Origin of the sequence: Alloalcanivorax xenomutans (assembly GCF_032810065.1) — a bacterium.
In the GTDB taxonomy this organism is placed as follows: Bacteria; Pseudomonadota; Gammaproteobacteria; order Pseudomonadales; family Alcanivoracaceae; genus Alloalcanivorax; species Alloalcanivorax xenomutans.
The window spans coordinates 3,640,186-3,653,915 of record NZ_CP136538.1 but is presented as its reverse complement, the minus strand read 5'-3'; the positions used below and the strand labels follow the sequence as shown (position 1 = coordinate 3,653,915).

The following is a 13,730-nucleotide window of genomic DNA, read 5'->3' as shown; positions in this document are numbered from 1 at the left end:
ATGACTTACTTCAATTGATCCAGCGGATCGGGCAGGGCATCACCGGACTCCGGTGCCCCGGTCCGAGCGGACCCCGAGCGCCGTAAAATCGCTGTGCTGGCCGCATTGCGGGCCAACGCTTGACGCACTTCCAGCTCGGTCTTGAGCGAATCGATGTCCCGATCCAGGACCTGCAGGCGTCGATCAATGGCTGTTTGGCCTTCCTCGTTATCGGAGATCCCGGGTTCGCTGGCGCCCGCCAACAGCAGCCGTCGCGCCCAGATCGCTTTGGTCAGGGTACGGGCCAGCGCCATCTCACCGGCCAGGCGATGAATTAGCAGCGGGCCTTCCGGGTCGGTTTTCAGCGCTTCGATAACGCCGCGTGATACGGATAGGCCAGGACCTGCAGACACCTTACGCAAATTCTCCGGCGTCGTTGGTGTGGTGCCATTAACCATGCTGGCCAGATCCTGAGCGAGCTTTTCCTGTTCGTCTTCAAGATCGCGCATCAGGCCGGCACCGGCCTTGGTGGTCACTTTTTCGCACCCATCGCAGGTGCGATGCACTTCCTCGCCCGCCACCTTGCTGATCCACTGCGCGGCCTCCTGGGGTGAGCCCCAAACGGTGCACATGCCGCCCCGGCAGGCGGACCCGCCTCCGCCGGCACCGGCATTGCCACCACCCCCGGCCCAATTGCCATCATCCGTGGGCACCGAGCCCCAGCCGCCCCCACCACCACTGACCGGGGAGGTATCCGTGGTATTGGTGCGGCCGTGCAGGATGTTGTAGCCGGCGGTGGCCGTGTCGTTCATCACCCGAATCGGTGCTTGACCGCTGCCGCCGCGTTTTTCGCCGCCCACCCAGGTGGTGCCCCGGTTGCCGGCCTCATCCTCCACGCGCTCTTCAGCACGGACTGCATCGGGGGAGGCCATGGCGGCCAACTGCCAGTTTTCGACCACGGCACGGCGCTGCCAGCCGCTGGTGGGGATCATGTCGCCCATTTTCTCGGCCATCTGCTGGCAAGACAGCTTGGCTTTGTTGAAGTCCGCCTTGCCCTGCAGCACACCGTTGGTGACCAGGTCATAGAGCCCGGGATCCGCCCGCTGAATGATCATGGCGGGCAGACTGGCAACCGCCCCCTGCGCATTACGGACGATGTTGCCCATCATGGAGCGGAAGCCATCGGTGACGCCATTCAACTGATTCTGGACCGTGATTTTGGGATCAAAATTGCCGCAACTGGCGTTAGCGTTCCAGCGCAGCCCCAGACCGATCTGCCCGGGCTGGTGGCCCCGCCCGGCCGAAATCGCCACCGGCGAGGCGCCGCCAATCCGGTAATACAGGCTATCCGCGGATTCGGCCCGGCCAGGGGCGGGGAACAGCATCAACACCAAAAACGCAGCGGGCACCGACCTCGCCAGCGCCCGACTTAAGATCACACTGAAGGTATTCATGGGTAGTCTCCCGTATGGGAAAGGAGTTTCTGTCCGCGTTTCTTGCAGCAGCTGTACGGTCGCCACAGCGCCCAGGCGTAGTCGCCTTGTTGAGCCAGGTGCCCCCGGAACGAGGCGGCGGGCCCGCGATCCGGGAAGACCGCGCAGGACTGGGTCATGGCCGGCGTCAGGCGTTGCCACTTGTGGGTGTCCTTATCACCTTCCTTGACTGGGGGCGGCGCCCAAACGCCACGAGAGCTGCGGGTTCGGGGCACCAGCGGGGTATAGACGTGCGGCTGGCCGTTGCGGGTGACCAGATCCGCCACCCGTTGAGCCACGACCGCAGCGGCTTTGTAATCGTTGGATTGCGTTATGAACCCAGAACGCGGATAAACATTGCCCCAGCGGTTCAGCAGCCCCTGACGGACCTCACGCAGCCCCGGCGTCAGCGCCTGGGGATAGACTTTTTCAGGCAACCCCTCGCGCCAGGCGTAGGTGTCCAGCACGGACAGGAAATAGGGCTGTAACGGCCGGGCCGGGGTAGAGCAGGTATAGCCCCATTGCCCGGCGAACTGGCTAAATAAGGTCGAGGCCGGATGGCCAATGGCGTCCCCGTTCTTGAAACGCAGGCTGTTATGGATGCCGTCCTCTCCGGTGGAACTGGCCGCGTCCGCGCCCTCGGCGGTGACGCCACCGCCCCGCGCATTGCCGTTGGAGGGGCTCATGAACGCCACGTCCCGCCAGGGGTTGTCTCCGGTGTTCTGATAGCTGCTGACGACCAATTCCGGGATATAGTGGCCGACTTTGACACTGCTGCGCACCGAACAGCCAAACGGCGTGCAGCGCAGCCACAGACACACCCCGACCACTCGATATTGCAGGCAGTCCTGGGACCAGGCGGACTGGACGATGGACGCCGTGTCCACGGCGCGGGCGGGTGTGGCGGTGCCGAGAAGACCGACCGCACTGAAAAGGCTGAACATACTGAAAGCACCGAAAAGGCCAGCCACGCCAAACGGACATCTCATTGGGACGCCTCCCGAGCCTGCTCAATACGCTGTAGAGCCTGGGCCACATCATGGACGCCATAGACCACATAGGTGCCGTCCACCACCACGGCGGGGAGTTTTTCAATGCCGATCTGCCAGGCCCGGGCCACGGCTTCGTAGGCCCGTCCGTATTCCTTAAATAAGTGCTGCCAGCTCTCGGAGCCCATGCGCGCTTGTACGGCCTGAGCGGCGGCGTCGGGATCAGTGGGTAGATCCAGGGACAAAGCGCCGTCGAGCCTGGCCGGGGCGTCCAGTTCCACCACCACGGCATCGTCGGGGACGGACGTCATGGGCTCGGTGGCGACGGTGAAGACCTCGATGCCGGCGTAGGCCGGCGTCAGGATGGCCAGGATGGCATGGACGCTGAGGGTGGCAGCCAACAGATATCGGAAATGAAAAGATTGAGGCATGGCACTGGCACAGGGTGATGGGGTTCCCTGCATGCTGCCATCGCCTTGTCTTGCGACAACGGAAAAAGCCCACGGGGCGCCGTGGCATTTTCTGCTTTTGTCGATTCAACCGCCGTCAGTTCAGTGTTCTACCAGAGATCAAACCGATCTGAGCCAGCGCGCTGGTGGCTTTTTGCGCCGCGTAGCCGTCGCCGGAGCGCTCCGCCCAGGCGGCGAGGTTGAGGGTCAGTTCCTGAATAAAGCGCTTTTCATCGCATAACTCCAGACAGCGCTGGACCAGCCCGAATAAATGGCTGCGGCGCTTGCGTTGTTCCAGGCGGGTGGCGGCAGTGGCCAGGTCCTCGCGCACCCAGTTGTAGCCGAAATCCGCCTTGTCCGGCTCGGCGACGACGGTGGTGTGGGGCTGTTCGTCGAGATCCTGCAACTGGGTGTCGGCGACCAGGATCAGGACACTGGCCAGCTGGACCGCGGTACGGGCATCGAGGGACCATTGAAAGATCCGCTGTTCGCCCATGCGGCCGCTGTCGCGGCGATAGCGCCGGCGCAGATCCAGCAGCAGTTGCGCCGGCGTTGCCGTGGCGGCCCCGAGGGGATCGTCGAAGACCACGCTCACATCCAGGACCACGCCCTCACGGCCGGGATGGCGGTGCTGCCGAAAGGTCACGCCGCCGTCCGGCGTGTCTACCCGCGTGAACTGAAAGGTGGGGATATCGGGTTGATCGTCCATGTCTCGCCTGTCCTCTTGCCGGTTCTCTTGCCTGTCCGGGCCTCGCTTGCGGTCCTTTTTAAGGGGCGAAGGCCGCTCTGGCAAGCGCTCGTGCCGGGGCTGGTGTCCGGCCTGGGGCGTTTCGTCGGCGGCGGTGCCGGTGGTGTTCCGGGGCATGGTGGTGGTCGGATTGGGCATGGAAAACTCCTATTGAGCGGAAGAAGTGAAGTTTGGGGCGTCGGGATGGCGCGGATGCGGATACGGCCCGGACTACGACCTCTTGAACAACGAGGCGATCCGGTGACGCAGGGCGGTGGTGTGAGACGGCGCGGCGGGCTTGAAGCGGGCGATTGCCAAGTCTTGGCAACGGGCAAGAAAGGCATCGCGATCGAGGATGTCGTCCTGGTCGGCGTCCAGATCCCGCCATTCAAATTCCAGTTGGTAGTGGTCCAGTTTCCAGCCGGGGGTGTCGTCCCTGCCCGTTTGTACCGGGTGAGGGATCACGGTGATCGGACGGCGCTGGGCGTGCAGGGTTGCTTGCGCGCGCTGCCAGATTTGGTAGGCGAGTTCGTCCACGTGGTAGTGGTTCACGGTGACCTCGTGGAGCTGACTGAGCCCGTGCTCGGCCAAAAAAAATCGGGCGAGACAGGTACGGTGGTTGCCGTCGGCGCCGACGTAGAAGTCCAGGCCGTCCACCGTATTATAAAAAAGACGGGGTGCGCGGGACTGGGGGGCCAGGTAGTAGTCCGGGTTGTCGAGCAGCCACTGGAGATTATGGGGCATGCGTTTGCCGCCGGTGAGCAGTTGCAGCCAGGTTTTGCCGTGATGGTCCTGATGATCGGTGCCGACCACACGGAAGACATTGACCGAGCCGGTCTCGGCCCAGTAGTGACGGGTGACGAAGGGCTTTTTCTCCTGGGGCAAGGCGGCGCTCCAGGCCTGCAGCGTCTGATTGGCCCAGTGCGGTGGCGCGTTGAGCTGCCGGCGCACGACGTCAAAATGATGGGGCTCGGTGTTTGCCCTGCCACGGTCTTGTCGGGTGTCCGCCATGATACGTGCCTTATTGAGGATCGGTCTGCGCGGTGGTGTTCGCGCTGTCGTGGGTTTCCACGGCCTCCAGAGGCAAGGGCTGGCCGGTCTGACTCAGATACTGCTCCAGGGTGCGCACGCGCCGCTGAAGTTGATCCCGATCCAGATGTTCGCTATCGGGCGCCACGGCGAGTTGGCTATAGGCCGCCATAAACGCGCGCAGTACGGAAGAAGGGGTTTGCGCCCGCGTGTGAGCGGCCTCGACAAAACGGTCCCAGAGTTGCCGGCTGACGCGAAGGTTGAGCTGGTGGTCTTGTGAGGTTGTCATGATGGGGTTCTGCCTATACGTTGCCTTTATATCGGTGCGTTGATGGAGGAGGGTGATGGGAAGGGCCGTGAAATGGGTATTAGGAAGCATCGCTGCCACGGGGTTATTCATCGTTGTCTTGTTTCTGGTCATGCCGGAGGGATGGGTGGCGGTCAAACACTATGCCCAGATGTCTATGTCCTGGTGATAGCAAGACGGATTTTCCTATAGGTAGCGCCGAAACGGCACGATCAGGTCGGTTAACAGAACCCCCATCATGGGTGCATGGGAAAGTGTGAGCAGCGCCAGGAGTAACGCCAGAGCATCCTGTCGGCCCAATGCCGGCGACGCGGCCAGAGTGGCGAGCGCGTCGAGCCGATGCACGGCATGGGCGAGGATGGGGTGGGCGAGGTACAGACACCCCCCGATCAGGGTGATCAGTCCCGCCAGGTTGAGCAGTCCCTTTAACCGGGGCTCACAGCGCATGGAGGGCCTTTTGCGTTGCAACCAGCGTTGCAGACCGAATCCCCACGCGGCCATGCCAAGCACAAAGGCGCCGATCCAACGCCCAGGCGTGACCGGATAGGCGGTGCTGGCGAGAGAGGCCGAGAACAGGATTGCGGTGCACAGGGTCAATCCCGCCGCCAGGGCGGCCAACCAGAGGGCGGTGCGCGTCCATGTCGTGGGGGGAAGGGGCGGATGCGGATCGGTGGTGTTCGGCAGAGAGACTTTCATGATCTCGATCTCCTTAAGGTTGGCCTTGCGCGGTGCCCGGGTTTGACGGTGGCGCGGCAGGGGCCTCGTGCGGCACTGTTTTGTCGTAACGTGCCCGATCAATGTCCAGGCACAGGGCAAGCACACCGCGCCAAGCGCACAGCAGGAGACACAGCGCCCCATACACGTTGAGGGCGTCGGTCGCGCCTTTGGCGAGGGCCCCTTGCCATCCTGGAAGGGTGAGCAAGGGGAGCGCTTGCGGGATTCGGCGATACGCGTAGAACGCGATTCCCGCCCCGACCAGTGCGATCAGGGCGCGCACGCCCCACTGGGCCATCGGCACCAGACGAATGGGCCCGTCGTTACGGCGCTGAGTTCGCAGCAGCCGATGCCATAAGGGCCAACTGGCGACGATCAGCAGCGTGTCGCCGAGCGCGGCAAGCAGGAGCAGAGGCCAGATCACATGATCCGGCCGAGTCTCGGCGGCGAGGTACAGCAGCGTCATGCCAAACCCGTAAACCAGAGAAAGACCGCCCACGCCGAGCAGAGTCACTTCCCATCCGGTTTCTTGTTCCCGCCCGATGTCGGTCATGGTGAATGTCCCTGTGAGGTGCTGCCGGTGCTGCCGCCCAGGGGCGCGGTGCCCTGACGCGCTTCGTCACGCCATAGATCCACGAGCAGGCACAGGGCGAGCAGCGCGCGCCCCAGGCAGGCCCCACCGCACAGCAGGCCATACAGTGCCAGGCTTGCCGCGGCGTGCTCGGCGAGCGCGCCTTGCCAGCCCGTCAGGGACAGCAGAGGGAGCGCCTGTGAGATCTGATCGTGCTCGTAGCGCGCGATGAGGGCGCCGACGGCGGCCAGTCCGGCGCGCATGAGCCAGCGGACCGTGGGCTCCACCCGAAAGGCCCGAAAGGGCTCCCGCGAGGCCAATACCAGGCGATGCCAGAGCGGCCAACTGGCGCCGATGAAGAGGGTATTGCCGAAGGCGGCGAGCAGCAGGAAGATCCAGACCACATGATCGGGCGCTTCGGTGAGCGACAACAGCATCATGCAGAGCAGGTAGACCAGGACGGTGGCGCCGAGCCCCAGCACGGTCAGGGCCAGTCCCGAGTTGAGCATGACTCGTGTCACGTAAATCGAAGGCCGGTACCCGCCTCGGTGTGAACGCGGTGCCGTCACGGGGTCATTGAAGCGGTCCTTCATGGTCCATGCCCTCCGGGTCGTCGCCCTGGCGCCGCCTTGTCGTCGAGGGCGTGCAACCCCCGCTTGCGGTCCATCTCCTCGGCGATGCGGATAGCGGCGTCCAGTTCACTGCACTGGTGTTCGTCCATGACCCGTTTGCGTTCTTGTTTCTCCTCGCCTTCGGTCCCGGCCAGAGAGAGATACAAACTGGGCGGGACGATGCGGAACAGCGCCTCGATGCGGTCAGCCAGCACCACGCCTTCGGTGTAGCGCCCCCGGGCCTTGGCGGCGCTGCCGATGAGGGTTTTTTGTTCGGCGGACAGGGCCTTAAACCGGGCGATTTGCTCAATTTCATCCGGCGGTGTCACCAGACACAGCCACCACTCGATCATGTTCAACAGCTTCTGGCTGGCGTCCGGGAAATCCTCCAAATTCTGGGTGGCGAGCCAGATCCAATAGAACAGCTTGCGCCCCATCTTGCCGGCCTTGACCAGGTAAGGGCTCAACAGCGGATTGATCGTGACGATGTGGCACTCATCAATGGCCTGGATGATCGGGCGGCCCTTGTACTGATCCCGCTCGGCGAGCGTGATGATAATGTTGGTCAGAGAAATCACCGCGAGGGCCAGGTGTGCCTCGTACCCGTCCCGGGCGTAATGGGCCAAATCAACAATGGTGACGTCACATTCCGGCCAGGCCTGACCTTCCCGGTTGAACACCTCCCCATCAAACCCGTCACAAAAGAGCGCCATGGCTTCGGCCATTTCATGGGCGCGGGACTGGCGGGGCAGGGGTACCTTGGGATCCGTGGCCAGCGCATGAAGGCCGGCCACCACATCCTGGGTTAGACACTGGCGCCCCTCGTCGCGGCTGCGCTGCGCCCCATAAAAAATCGCGTCGCGCACAAGACGCCGATCGGCGCGGCGGAACTCCGCTTCCTCTTGCGGGTCGCCGCCGGTGATCATCAAGCGGGCGGTGAGTTCCATTTCCCCGAGCACGTCCCGCTCGTCGGCGTCCTCGTCGTCCTCTTCATCGTTGTCTTCCGGAACCGGCGCGGGCTCGTCGGACCAGCCGTCCTGACGGTCCTCCACCTTGCGGCGTTCGGTAATGGCGTCGTCGTCCAATAGGCGGTGCGCCTCGGAGAACAGGGGCAAGGGCGGCGCTTTGCCGGGCGCCATTTTTACCCGGTTGACGGTCAACCCGTGCCGCTGGAAATACTCCCCTAACAACCCAAAGGAGTTACCCACCTCAATCACAAACAAACGGGGCCGACGCAGTGCCATGACCTGGCTGAAGATCCCGTTCAAGGTGGCGGATTTACCGGCGCCAGTGGGCCCGAACACGAACATATGGCCGTTCTTGGCCCGGTCATTGGGATCCAGCGGATCAAACCCGAACGACCCGCCGCCGCGATTAAAAAAACTGAAACCGGGGCGGCCGGTGCCGCGAGACCGGCCAAACAACGGCGCCAGGTTCGCCAGGTGCTGCACGTAGTTCAGCCGGGTGTACCAGCCTGGCTTATCCTGTTGCGGATCGAACGCCATGGGCAGCCAGCGCAACCAGGTGTTGAGCGGCGCGATCTCGTCTTCCGCGTCCACTGGCTTCAAGTGAGCGCTTTGCAGCTGGGTGATGAGCGTCAGGGTCCGCTGTTCCAGATCGGTTTCATTGTGACCGCGGACATAAAACACCAAGGAGGACCGATAGAGCTTGTGATTCTGGTTCAGCATGGCGCGTGCGGTTTGGCAGTCCTCCCGCACCGCGGTGGCGTGCACGCTGTCGCCGTGCGCCTTGCCGTGTAGGGTGTTGATGTGGTCTTCCAACACGTCCTGGGGCGTGGCGACGATCGTGAGGACCATCTCGGTGTCCTCCGGCAGCACGTCCATAAGCGCGTTGAACGCCTGCCCGCCGGCCCGGGGCATCTCCCCGGTCAGGTGACCGACATCCGGCGCCCGGCGCATCGCTTCCACCGGAATGGCGCGGTGGGGCAGACCATCGAAATACCACAGCCCACTGTCCACATCAGCGCGGGGCGACCGATACAGCAGATCCTCGGCAAAATCATAATCCGGCAGACCGGCCACGGCGTCGTCCCCGGGGTAGGCCACCCGGTCATAAAAAGCGTGAGGCGTATCGGGGTCGGTGGCCGGGCGCGGATTGAACCACGTCAGCATCCACCGATGAAACGCCGCCCCATTCATTTTTTTAAGCTGTAAACCGGTGCCTTCCAGACCCGCCGCCAGGCGGTCGTAGACCTGGTTGGCGGCCTCTTCAGGGACCCCTTTAGGGTTGGGGCCGAGCCAGCGATACAGCACCAGGCGTACCCGCCGGGTTTGCCCGCGCCAATCCGTGCGCGTGACCACATCATCCTGAAACAGCCCGCCGGGCTTGGCGATGGCCTGCAGGTGCTGTTCCATACTGCGCAGCCAAGCCTGGGTAAAGGCAGTGTCCAACAGGGCCGGATCGGCGTGTTGGACCACCCGCGCCATTTCCGCGGCCGGATCCACCTCGTCCCGGCAATACAACTGCACCACCCAGGGGTAGCTGTCGTACTCCGGGAGCGCGTCCTGCAAGGTGGCTTCGATCTGATCGCGCAGGCCGGCCAAGGTGTCTTGCGAACGGCCTTCGGTGGGGATGGGCGTCACCTCGGCGGCAATGCCCACGGAGACGCCGTCCTCCAATAAAAAACAGCCAGAATCCGGCAGGTACTCCACCCACGGAAGAAAACGAGTGAAGGACGGGCCACGCTGATAGGCTTTTTTAATTTCCGGCCAGGTGAGCGGCTTGCCCCGCGGTTGGGCGGCGGGCGTACCGTCACCGTCCGCAACGCGGTCCTCGTGATGGTGAGACGCTGGTTCAATGGCAACGGGCGGGTGGGTTGCGTCCTTTTCGGAAGCACGATGATCACGATGATTAAAAAACGTTTTCAGGGCATCAAGCATAAGCTACTGGCCTTCAACGGGTTGAGCTGGCCACGGCCAGGCCACCTCACCGGGCTGGGCGTACTGGACCCGCTCGTACAGCGGGAATACGGTTGAGTACCCGGGCACCGGCACCTGTTCGCCCTCGGGACTGCCCGCCAGGTGCGGAAACACGTACATGACCAAATCAGGATTGGGCAGTCGGGGGAACTGACTGCGGATCTCGTTCTCCACATGGCGGGTGTAGGGGTGATAGGGCCCCAGACCCTGTTGAGCGTCCGGCAACGGACGGCGCAGGGTATGCCGGATCTCCTGGAGGCGCGGGTGCTTGCTCTCAGTCGATGACGCGGTAGAACCTGCGGACTGCCCGCCTTGGCGCCACAGGTCCGCCATGGTGGTGGCGTTGTCCACCGGCATCAGTTTGTCCTGGGAAGTGGCGCAGCCCCCCAGGCCGACAAGGACGCCGAGCAGGGTGACGGCGGCCACCAGGCCACGCTGAGTGCCGATTAATAAAGATAAAAAATCAATCAAGAGAAGGTTGGGACCAGGAGGATTGCGCATAGTGCACCTTTCGTCCTTCGGTTTCGTAGTCGATGGGAAGGGGGACGTCGATCAGCACGGAGACCGGTTGGCCGGGCGGCACGTAGACGGCATCGAACGTTTGGCCGAACCGCTCCTGGATCCACTTTCGAGTCTCGGAGAGGCCCTCGGACGCGGACCGCCCCAAAATAAACTTGTCGGCGTTGCCGGTGAGGGCCGTGAAGGCGCCATTGGTGTCCATCTGAGTGCTGGTCTCGCCCATGGCGATGCCGTCAGCGGCGCCTTCCGCGCCGGCCATCAAGAACGTGGTCAGCAGAAACTCACGGGCATTGGTTTTGCGCTCGCCGGGAATACACGGCAGCCCGTGCGGCGTTGAGAGCGTGCCGATCCCGTTTTTCTTGGATGAGGAATTACCGTCATCAGGGTCATCCGGAGTAGGCACGGTACGCACCGTGCCGTCATCAAAAACAAACGTGATGCTATCGACTTGCCCGCGGACACAAGATAGCGTCCAGTCCCCGGTGGTGGTGCCGGCCAGGATGGCGCCCCGTACCTCGGGGATCTCAATGCCGTTGGCCGTTAAATTGTCTTTGCCCACAATGACGCGGAACGGGTAGGGATCGTTCACGGTACCGTCGATGGGTACCCGGCCGAGCAGGGCGGTCATGGCCACTGAGCCGGTCAGGGTTGAGTTTTGAGGAATGGTATAGACCGGGCGCACCGTACTGGGATCCGCCTTGCCCCGGATGCGGCTTTCCACGCTGTCGGCGGCCCGGCCCAGGACCTTCGCGCCGCCGGCGGCGGTATCCGACAAGGAAAAGGCAGAAGGAAACACCGATTCCCCGGTCTTTTCATCGGTGCGGGCGTCGGCCGGGTTGACCCAGACCAATCCTGGCGTGATGGTACCGGCCGCCCCCAGAGAACCGTTTCTCAGACCGCCGTCGCCCAGGCCCAAGCCAACGGGAAGCTCCTCTTGATCTGAGCCATCACCGCCGCGATCGGTGTAATGACGCAGTGTGTCCAGCTTGGACTCGAACGTCTTGAGCAAGGACTGGTCTTTTTCGGCCTCGCGCCGGCGTTCTTCGCGTAGCGCGGACTGGATGGCGCTGTCCACGTTGCTCGCCCGTTCAGACAGCTGTGCATTCTGCTCCCGCAACTTCTGGCTCTCGGCCCGGGTGTCATCCAGCTCTTTACGCATGGCGCGCATCTCGCCAACCAACGTGGCAACCGTATCCCGGGGCGTATCGCCCTCAATGCCCAGCGCCTGGATCTCATCGTCCGTCAACGTCAAAGAGGCGTCCTTCTGCTCAGAGGCGCCGGAGGCCGCCGCGTCCGGAGTGTCGTCGCTGTTGCAGCCGCGAATCACGATCACCAGCACCACGATGACGAGGAACGGCAGCAGGATTTTGAGCAACCCGTTACTTTTCAGCATCGGTTGTCTCCTTCATCGCTGTGTCCTGAGTCTTCGGGGCTGCGGGATAGAGCGCTTTTTCCAGTCCACCGCCACGGGTGACCAGGAACACCGTGGTTTGCGCATACTCTGAGGTGGACGGTCCCACGCTGGGGTGCATAAACGTGGCGGTGACGAACTCGCCCTGCAGGCGGCGTGGATCGAGCCCGAATTCCCGATTGGGATCCGGGTTGGTGATCTCCACCGCCGTGACCGTCAGCCCGCCGGCACGCCAGGCGGCCAGTGGCTGGGCTTGTAAGGGCAGCTCCCAAAACAGCGGTACCGTCTGTGAAACGCGCATGGGCACACGGCGCACGCCGGGCAGCGGTGCCACGGTGCGCAGGGGCGCGTACAGGGTTTGTGCGGCGTACCGCGTCAGACGAACCGGCAGGGGCGGCGCGTTCGACGCGTCAGGTGAAGACGCTCCCTCTTCGTTGGCCGATTTTTTCTTATCCGCAGCGGACGTTGACGACTGGTCCCCGGAGACAACGATGCGAAGATCCTCGGCACTGGCTCCTTCCGTGGCGGCCAGATCGATTAAAAAAATCTGGCCGGACTCGATGTCCTGGACCTGCACCCGCTGGGTATCAAACGTTTTTTTTGCTTTTAAATAAAGCGCACCGCCGACGGACTGGACGCGCAATACCTCGGGGTCGGCTAATTCGGCGGGCAGCCCAATGCGCACATTGCGATCAATGAGGACAATACGTTCCTCACCGACGGGCAAGTCCACCGGAATGGGTTTGCGTTCCCAGTGATGGATCTCGACGGCGTAGGCCGGCGTCAGGGCCGCAGCGGTCGCGACCAACGCCGACAGGAAAACGAGAAGCACGCGTAGAGGGCGCGGGAATCGAAGGAGAGGGGTCATGATCTATTCCTCCGTTGAATCGGCGTTGCCGGTCGGGTCGTCACCGGTATCGCCACGCGGCACGGACAGCCGTTGCGGGGTATCGGCCAGGCAATCCAACTGCAACCCCCAGGGATTGCGTTCCGGATCCACATCGGCGCGCACCACTCGAAGGGGATAGCGCACATAGACATCACGAACGGGCGTGCCGGCGTAGTGTTCGTCGATGGCCAGATCGAGCGTAACGACCCAGTGGTCCCGATCCAGGATGGTGACCGCGTCCTTGCGGAAGCCCCGTCCCGGGATCTCGTACATCCCCCGCACGCGCCCCTTCAACTCCTGGCGGCGCTGACGGGCGGCGTAGTCGTTCTCCAGATACACTTGGCATTGCGGGGTCAAATACGCGCTGTACGAGTGCAGGTTGCGCTTGTAGTCCACCTCGCCGTTGGCGGGCCAACGGTTCAGTTGTTGCCAGATATAGAACGCGAAGCTGTAGACGCTGCTTGGCGGCACTTCCCACCACTTGCGGGTGCTACCGGAGCGCAGATCGGGCGGGTTGTGGATGGTGAGATCCTGGGGCGCGCTTTTCCAGCCCCACCACATCCCGCCGCACAACAGCAGCAACACGGCGACGATGACCCGCAACGTCAGGATGTGGGCATCGCGGGCGGACTGAGCGTGTCGAAATCGACTCATGATCCTGATCCCTTCCGGATTTTTTGAGTGGGTTGCGTGGATTGAAATTGAGTGGATGAAGCCGGTTGAGCGCGGCGTTTGGCGCGCATCGAGGCGTACCGCCGGGTGCCATAGATAGCGGACTGGGTAATAAAGCGATGGCGGCTGGCGAACCCGCGCAAGGCGAGTGACCAGGCGATGCGGCGATACAACCAAGTCTCCGGGCGGCCACGACGTAGACGCCGTAACACGCCCCCTCCGAACCACACCACCGCCCCGGCACCCAACGCGCCACAGGTCGGCACCATGGCGATGCCGAACGCGAAGGCGGCGACAGTGCCCGGAATCAATCCCATGGCAAAGCCGGTACCCGCCGCCAGGGCGACTTCCCGCCCGGTCATGCCCCGAAAGACCACCGGGGCCTGATTCAGCCGGGAGGGCAAGAACGTAATGGTGGATGTGGCCATCGTGATCCGCCTTGAACTGGTGCG

Annotated in this window: 15 protein-coding genes; all 15 read right to left on the bottom strand. The window is 63.4% G+C overall.

The annotated features are described in order from the left end of the window. Positions 1-5: 5 nt before the first annotated feature. Positions 6-1,433: a hypothetical protein gene (locus tag RYH70_RS16815; protein ID WP_231504772.1), complete on the bottom strand. Its 1,428-nt coding sequence runs from the start codon at positions 1,431-1,433 to the stop codon at positions 6-8. Continuing rightward, positions 1,430-2,440, bottom strand: a complete 1,011-nt coding sequence (locus tag RYH70_RS16810; RefSeq protein WP_449355840.1) for a TIGR03756 family integrating conjugative element protein — start codon at positions 2,438-2,440, stop codon at positions 1,430-1,432. The genes RYH70_RS16815 and RYH70_RS16810 overlap by 4 nt, the downstream gene beginning before the upstream one ends. Beyond that, entirely contained in the window at positions 2,437-2,904 is a 468-nt protein-coding gene (locus RYH70_RS16805) for a TIGR03757 family integrating conjugative element protein (protein ID WP_233918364.1), read from the bottom strand. Before RYH70_RS16805 ends, RYH70_RS16810 begins: the two co-directional genes overlap by 4 nt. A gap of 82 nt (positions 2,905-2,986) precedes the next feature. Further along, a complete protein-coding gene (locus tag RYH70_RS16800; RefSeq protein ID WP_026950071.1) occupies positions 2,987-3,775 on the bottom strand; it encodes a hypothetical protein in 789 nt (262 codons plus the stop codon). Between the two features lie 72 nt (positions 3,776-3,847). After that, positions 3,848-4,627, bottom strand: a complete 780-nt coding sequence (locus tag RYH70_RS16795) for a hypothetical protein (protein WP_051414635.1) — start codon at positions 4,625-4,627, stop codon at positions 3,848-3,850. A 10-nt stretch (positions 4,628-4,637) separates the two neighbouring features. Further along, positions 4,638-4,934, bottom strand: a complete 297-nt coding sequence (locus RYH70_RS16790) for a hypothetical protein (protein ID WP_026950072.1) — start codon at positions 4,932-4,934, stop codon at positions 4,638-4,640. A 204-nt stretch (positions 4,935-5,138) separates the two neighbouring features. Beyond that, the gene (locus RYH70_RS16785) at positions 5,139-5,648 is read right to left on the bottom strand and encodes a hypothetical protein (RefSeq protein ID WP_026950073.1); all 510 of its coding nucleotides are present in this window, start codon (positions 5,646-5,648) and stop codon (positions 5,139-5,141) included. Positions 5,649-5,661: 13 nt separating this feature from the next. Further along, positions 5,662-6,219 carry a hypothetical protein gene (locus RYH70_RS16780; protein WP_026950074.1) on the bottom strand — a complete coding sequence of 186 codons (558 nt, stop codon included), beginning with the start codon at positions 6,217-6,219 and terminating at the stop codon, positions 5,662-5,664. Further along, entirely contained in the window at positions 6,216-6,830 is a 615-nt protein-coding gene (locus RYH70_RS16775; RefSeq protein WP_026950075.1) for a hypothetical protein, read from the bottom strand. The genes RYH70_RS16780 and RYH70_RS16775 overlap by 4 nt, the downstream gene beginning before the upstream one ends. Continuing rightward, entirely contained in the window at positions 6,827-9,748 is a 2,922-nt protein-coding gene (locus RYH70_RS16770; protein WP_317009432.1) for a conjugative transfer ATPase, read from the bottom strand. The genes RYH70_RS16775 and RYH70_RS16770 overlap by 4 nt, the downstream gene beginning before the upstream one ends. Positions 9,749-9,751: 3 nt before the next feature. Continuing rightward, positions 9,752-10,258: a TIGR03751 family conjugal transfer lipoprotein gene (locus RYH70_RS16765; protein ID WP_449355839.1), complete on the bottom strand. Its 507-nt coding sequence runs from the start codon at positions 10,256-10,258 to the stop codon at positions 9,752-9,754. After that, complete coding sequence (locus RYH70_RS16760) at positions 10,251-11,699, bottom strand: TIGR03752 family integrating conjugative element protein (protein ID WP_317009431.1); 1,449 nt, start codon at positions 11,697-11,699, stop codon at positions 10,251-10,253. Before RYH70_RS16760 ends, RYH70_RS16765 begins: the two co-directional genes overlap by 8 nt. Then, the gene (locus tag RYH70_RS16755; RefSeq protein WP_317009430.1) at positions 11,686-12,585 is read right to left on the bottom strand and encodes a TIGR03749 family integrating conjugative element protein; all 900 of its coding nucleotides are present in this window, start codon (positions 12,583-12,585) and stop codon (positions 11,686-11,688) included. The genes RYH70_RS16760 and RYH70_RS16755 overlap by 14 nt, the downstream gene beginning before the upstream one ends. 3 nt (positions 12,586-12,588) lie before the next feature. Further along, positions 12,589-13,260: a PFL_4703 family integrating conjugative element protein gene (locus RYH70_RS16750; RefSeq protein ID WP_163128113.1), complete on the bottom strand. Its 672-nt coding sequence runs from the start codon at positions 13,258-13,260 to the stop codon at positions 12,589-12,591. Further along, the gene (locus tag RYH70_RS16745; RefSeq protein WP_317009429.1) at positions 13,257-13,706 is read right to left on the bottom strand and encodes a TIGR03750 family conjugal transfer protein; all 450 of its coding nucleotides are present in this window, start codon (positions 13,704-13,706) and stop codon (positions 13,257-13,259) included. Before RYH70_RS16745 ends, RYH70_RS16750 begins: the two co-directional genes overlap by 4 nt. Positions 13,707-13,730: the final 24 nt, after the last annotated feature.

Excerpts from the sequence above, each read along its gene's own strand:
- RYH70_RS16815 (WP_231504772.1), bottom strand. The coding sequence starts at position 1,433 with ATGAATACCTTCAGTGTGATCTTAAGTCGGGCGCTGGCGAGGTCGGTG.
- RYH70_RS16810 (WP_449355840.1), bottom strand. The coding sequence starts at position 2,440 with ATGAGATGTCCGTTTGGCGTGGCTGGCCTTTTCGGTGCTTTCAGTATG.
- RYH70_RS16805 (WP_233918364.1), bottom strand. The coding sequence starts at position 2,904 with ATGCAGGGAACCCCATCACCCTGTGCCAGTGCCATGCCTCAATCTTTT.
- RYH70_RS16800 (WP_026950071.1), bottom strand. The coding sequence starts at position 3,775 with ATGCCCAATCCGACCACCACCATGCCCCGGAACACCACCGGCACCGCC.
- RYH70_RS16795 (WP_051414635.1), bottom strand. The coding sequence starts at position 4,627 with ATGGCGGACACCCGACAAGACCGTGGCAGGGCAAACACCGAGCCCCAT.
- RYH70_RS16790 (WP_026950072.1), bottom strand. The coding sequence starts at position 4,934 with ATGACAACCTCACAAGACCACCAGCTCAACCTTCGCGTCAGCCGGCAA.
- RYH70_RS16785 (WP_026950073.1), bottom strand. The coding sequence starts at position 5,648 with ATGAAAGTCTCTCTGCCGAACACCACCGATCCGCATCCGCCCCTTCCC.
- RYH70_RS16780 (WP_026950074.1), bottom strand. The coding sequence starts at position 6,219 with ATGACCGACATCGGGCGGGAACAAGAAACCGGATGGGAAGTGACTCTG.
- RYH70_RS16775 (WP_026950075.1), bottom strand. The coding sequence starts at position 6,830 with ATGAAGGACCGCTTCAATGACCCCGTGACGGCACCGCGTTCACACCGA.
- RYH70_RS16770 (WP_317009432.1), bottom strand. The coding sequence starts at position 9,748 with ATGCTTGATGCCCTGAAAACGTTTTTTAATCATCGTGATCATCGTGCT.
- RYH70_RS16760 (WP_317009431.1), bottom strand. The coding sequence starts at position 11,699 with ATGCTGAAAAGTAACGGGTTGCTCAAAATCCTGCTGCCGTTCCTCGTC.
- RYH70_RS16755 (WP_317009430.1), bottom strand. The coding sequence starts at position 12,585 with ATGACCCCTCTCCTTCGATTCCCGCGCCCTCTACGCGTGCTTCTCGTT.
- RYH70_RS16750 (WP_163128113.1), bottom strand. The coding sequence starts at position 13,260 with ATGAGTCGATTTCGACACGCTCAGTCCGCCCGCGATGCCCACATCCTG.
- RYH70_RS16745 (WP_317009429.1), bottom strand. The coding sequence starts at position 13,706 with ATGGCCACATCCACCATTACGTTCTTGCCCTCCCGGCTGAATCAGGCC.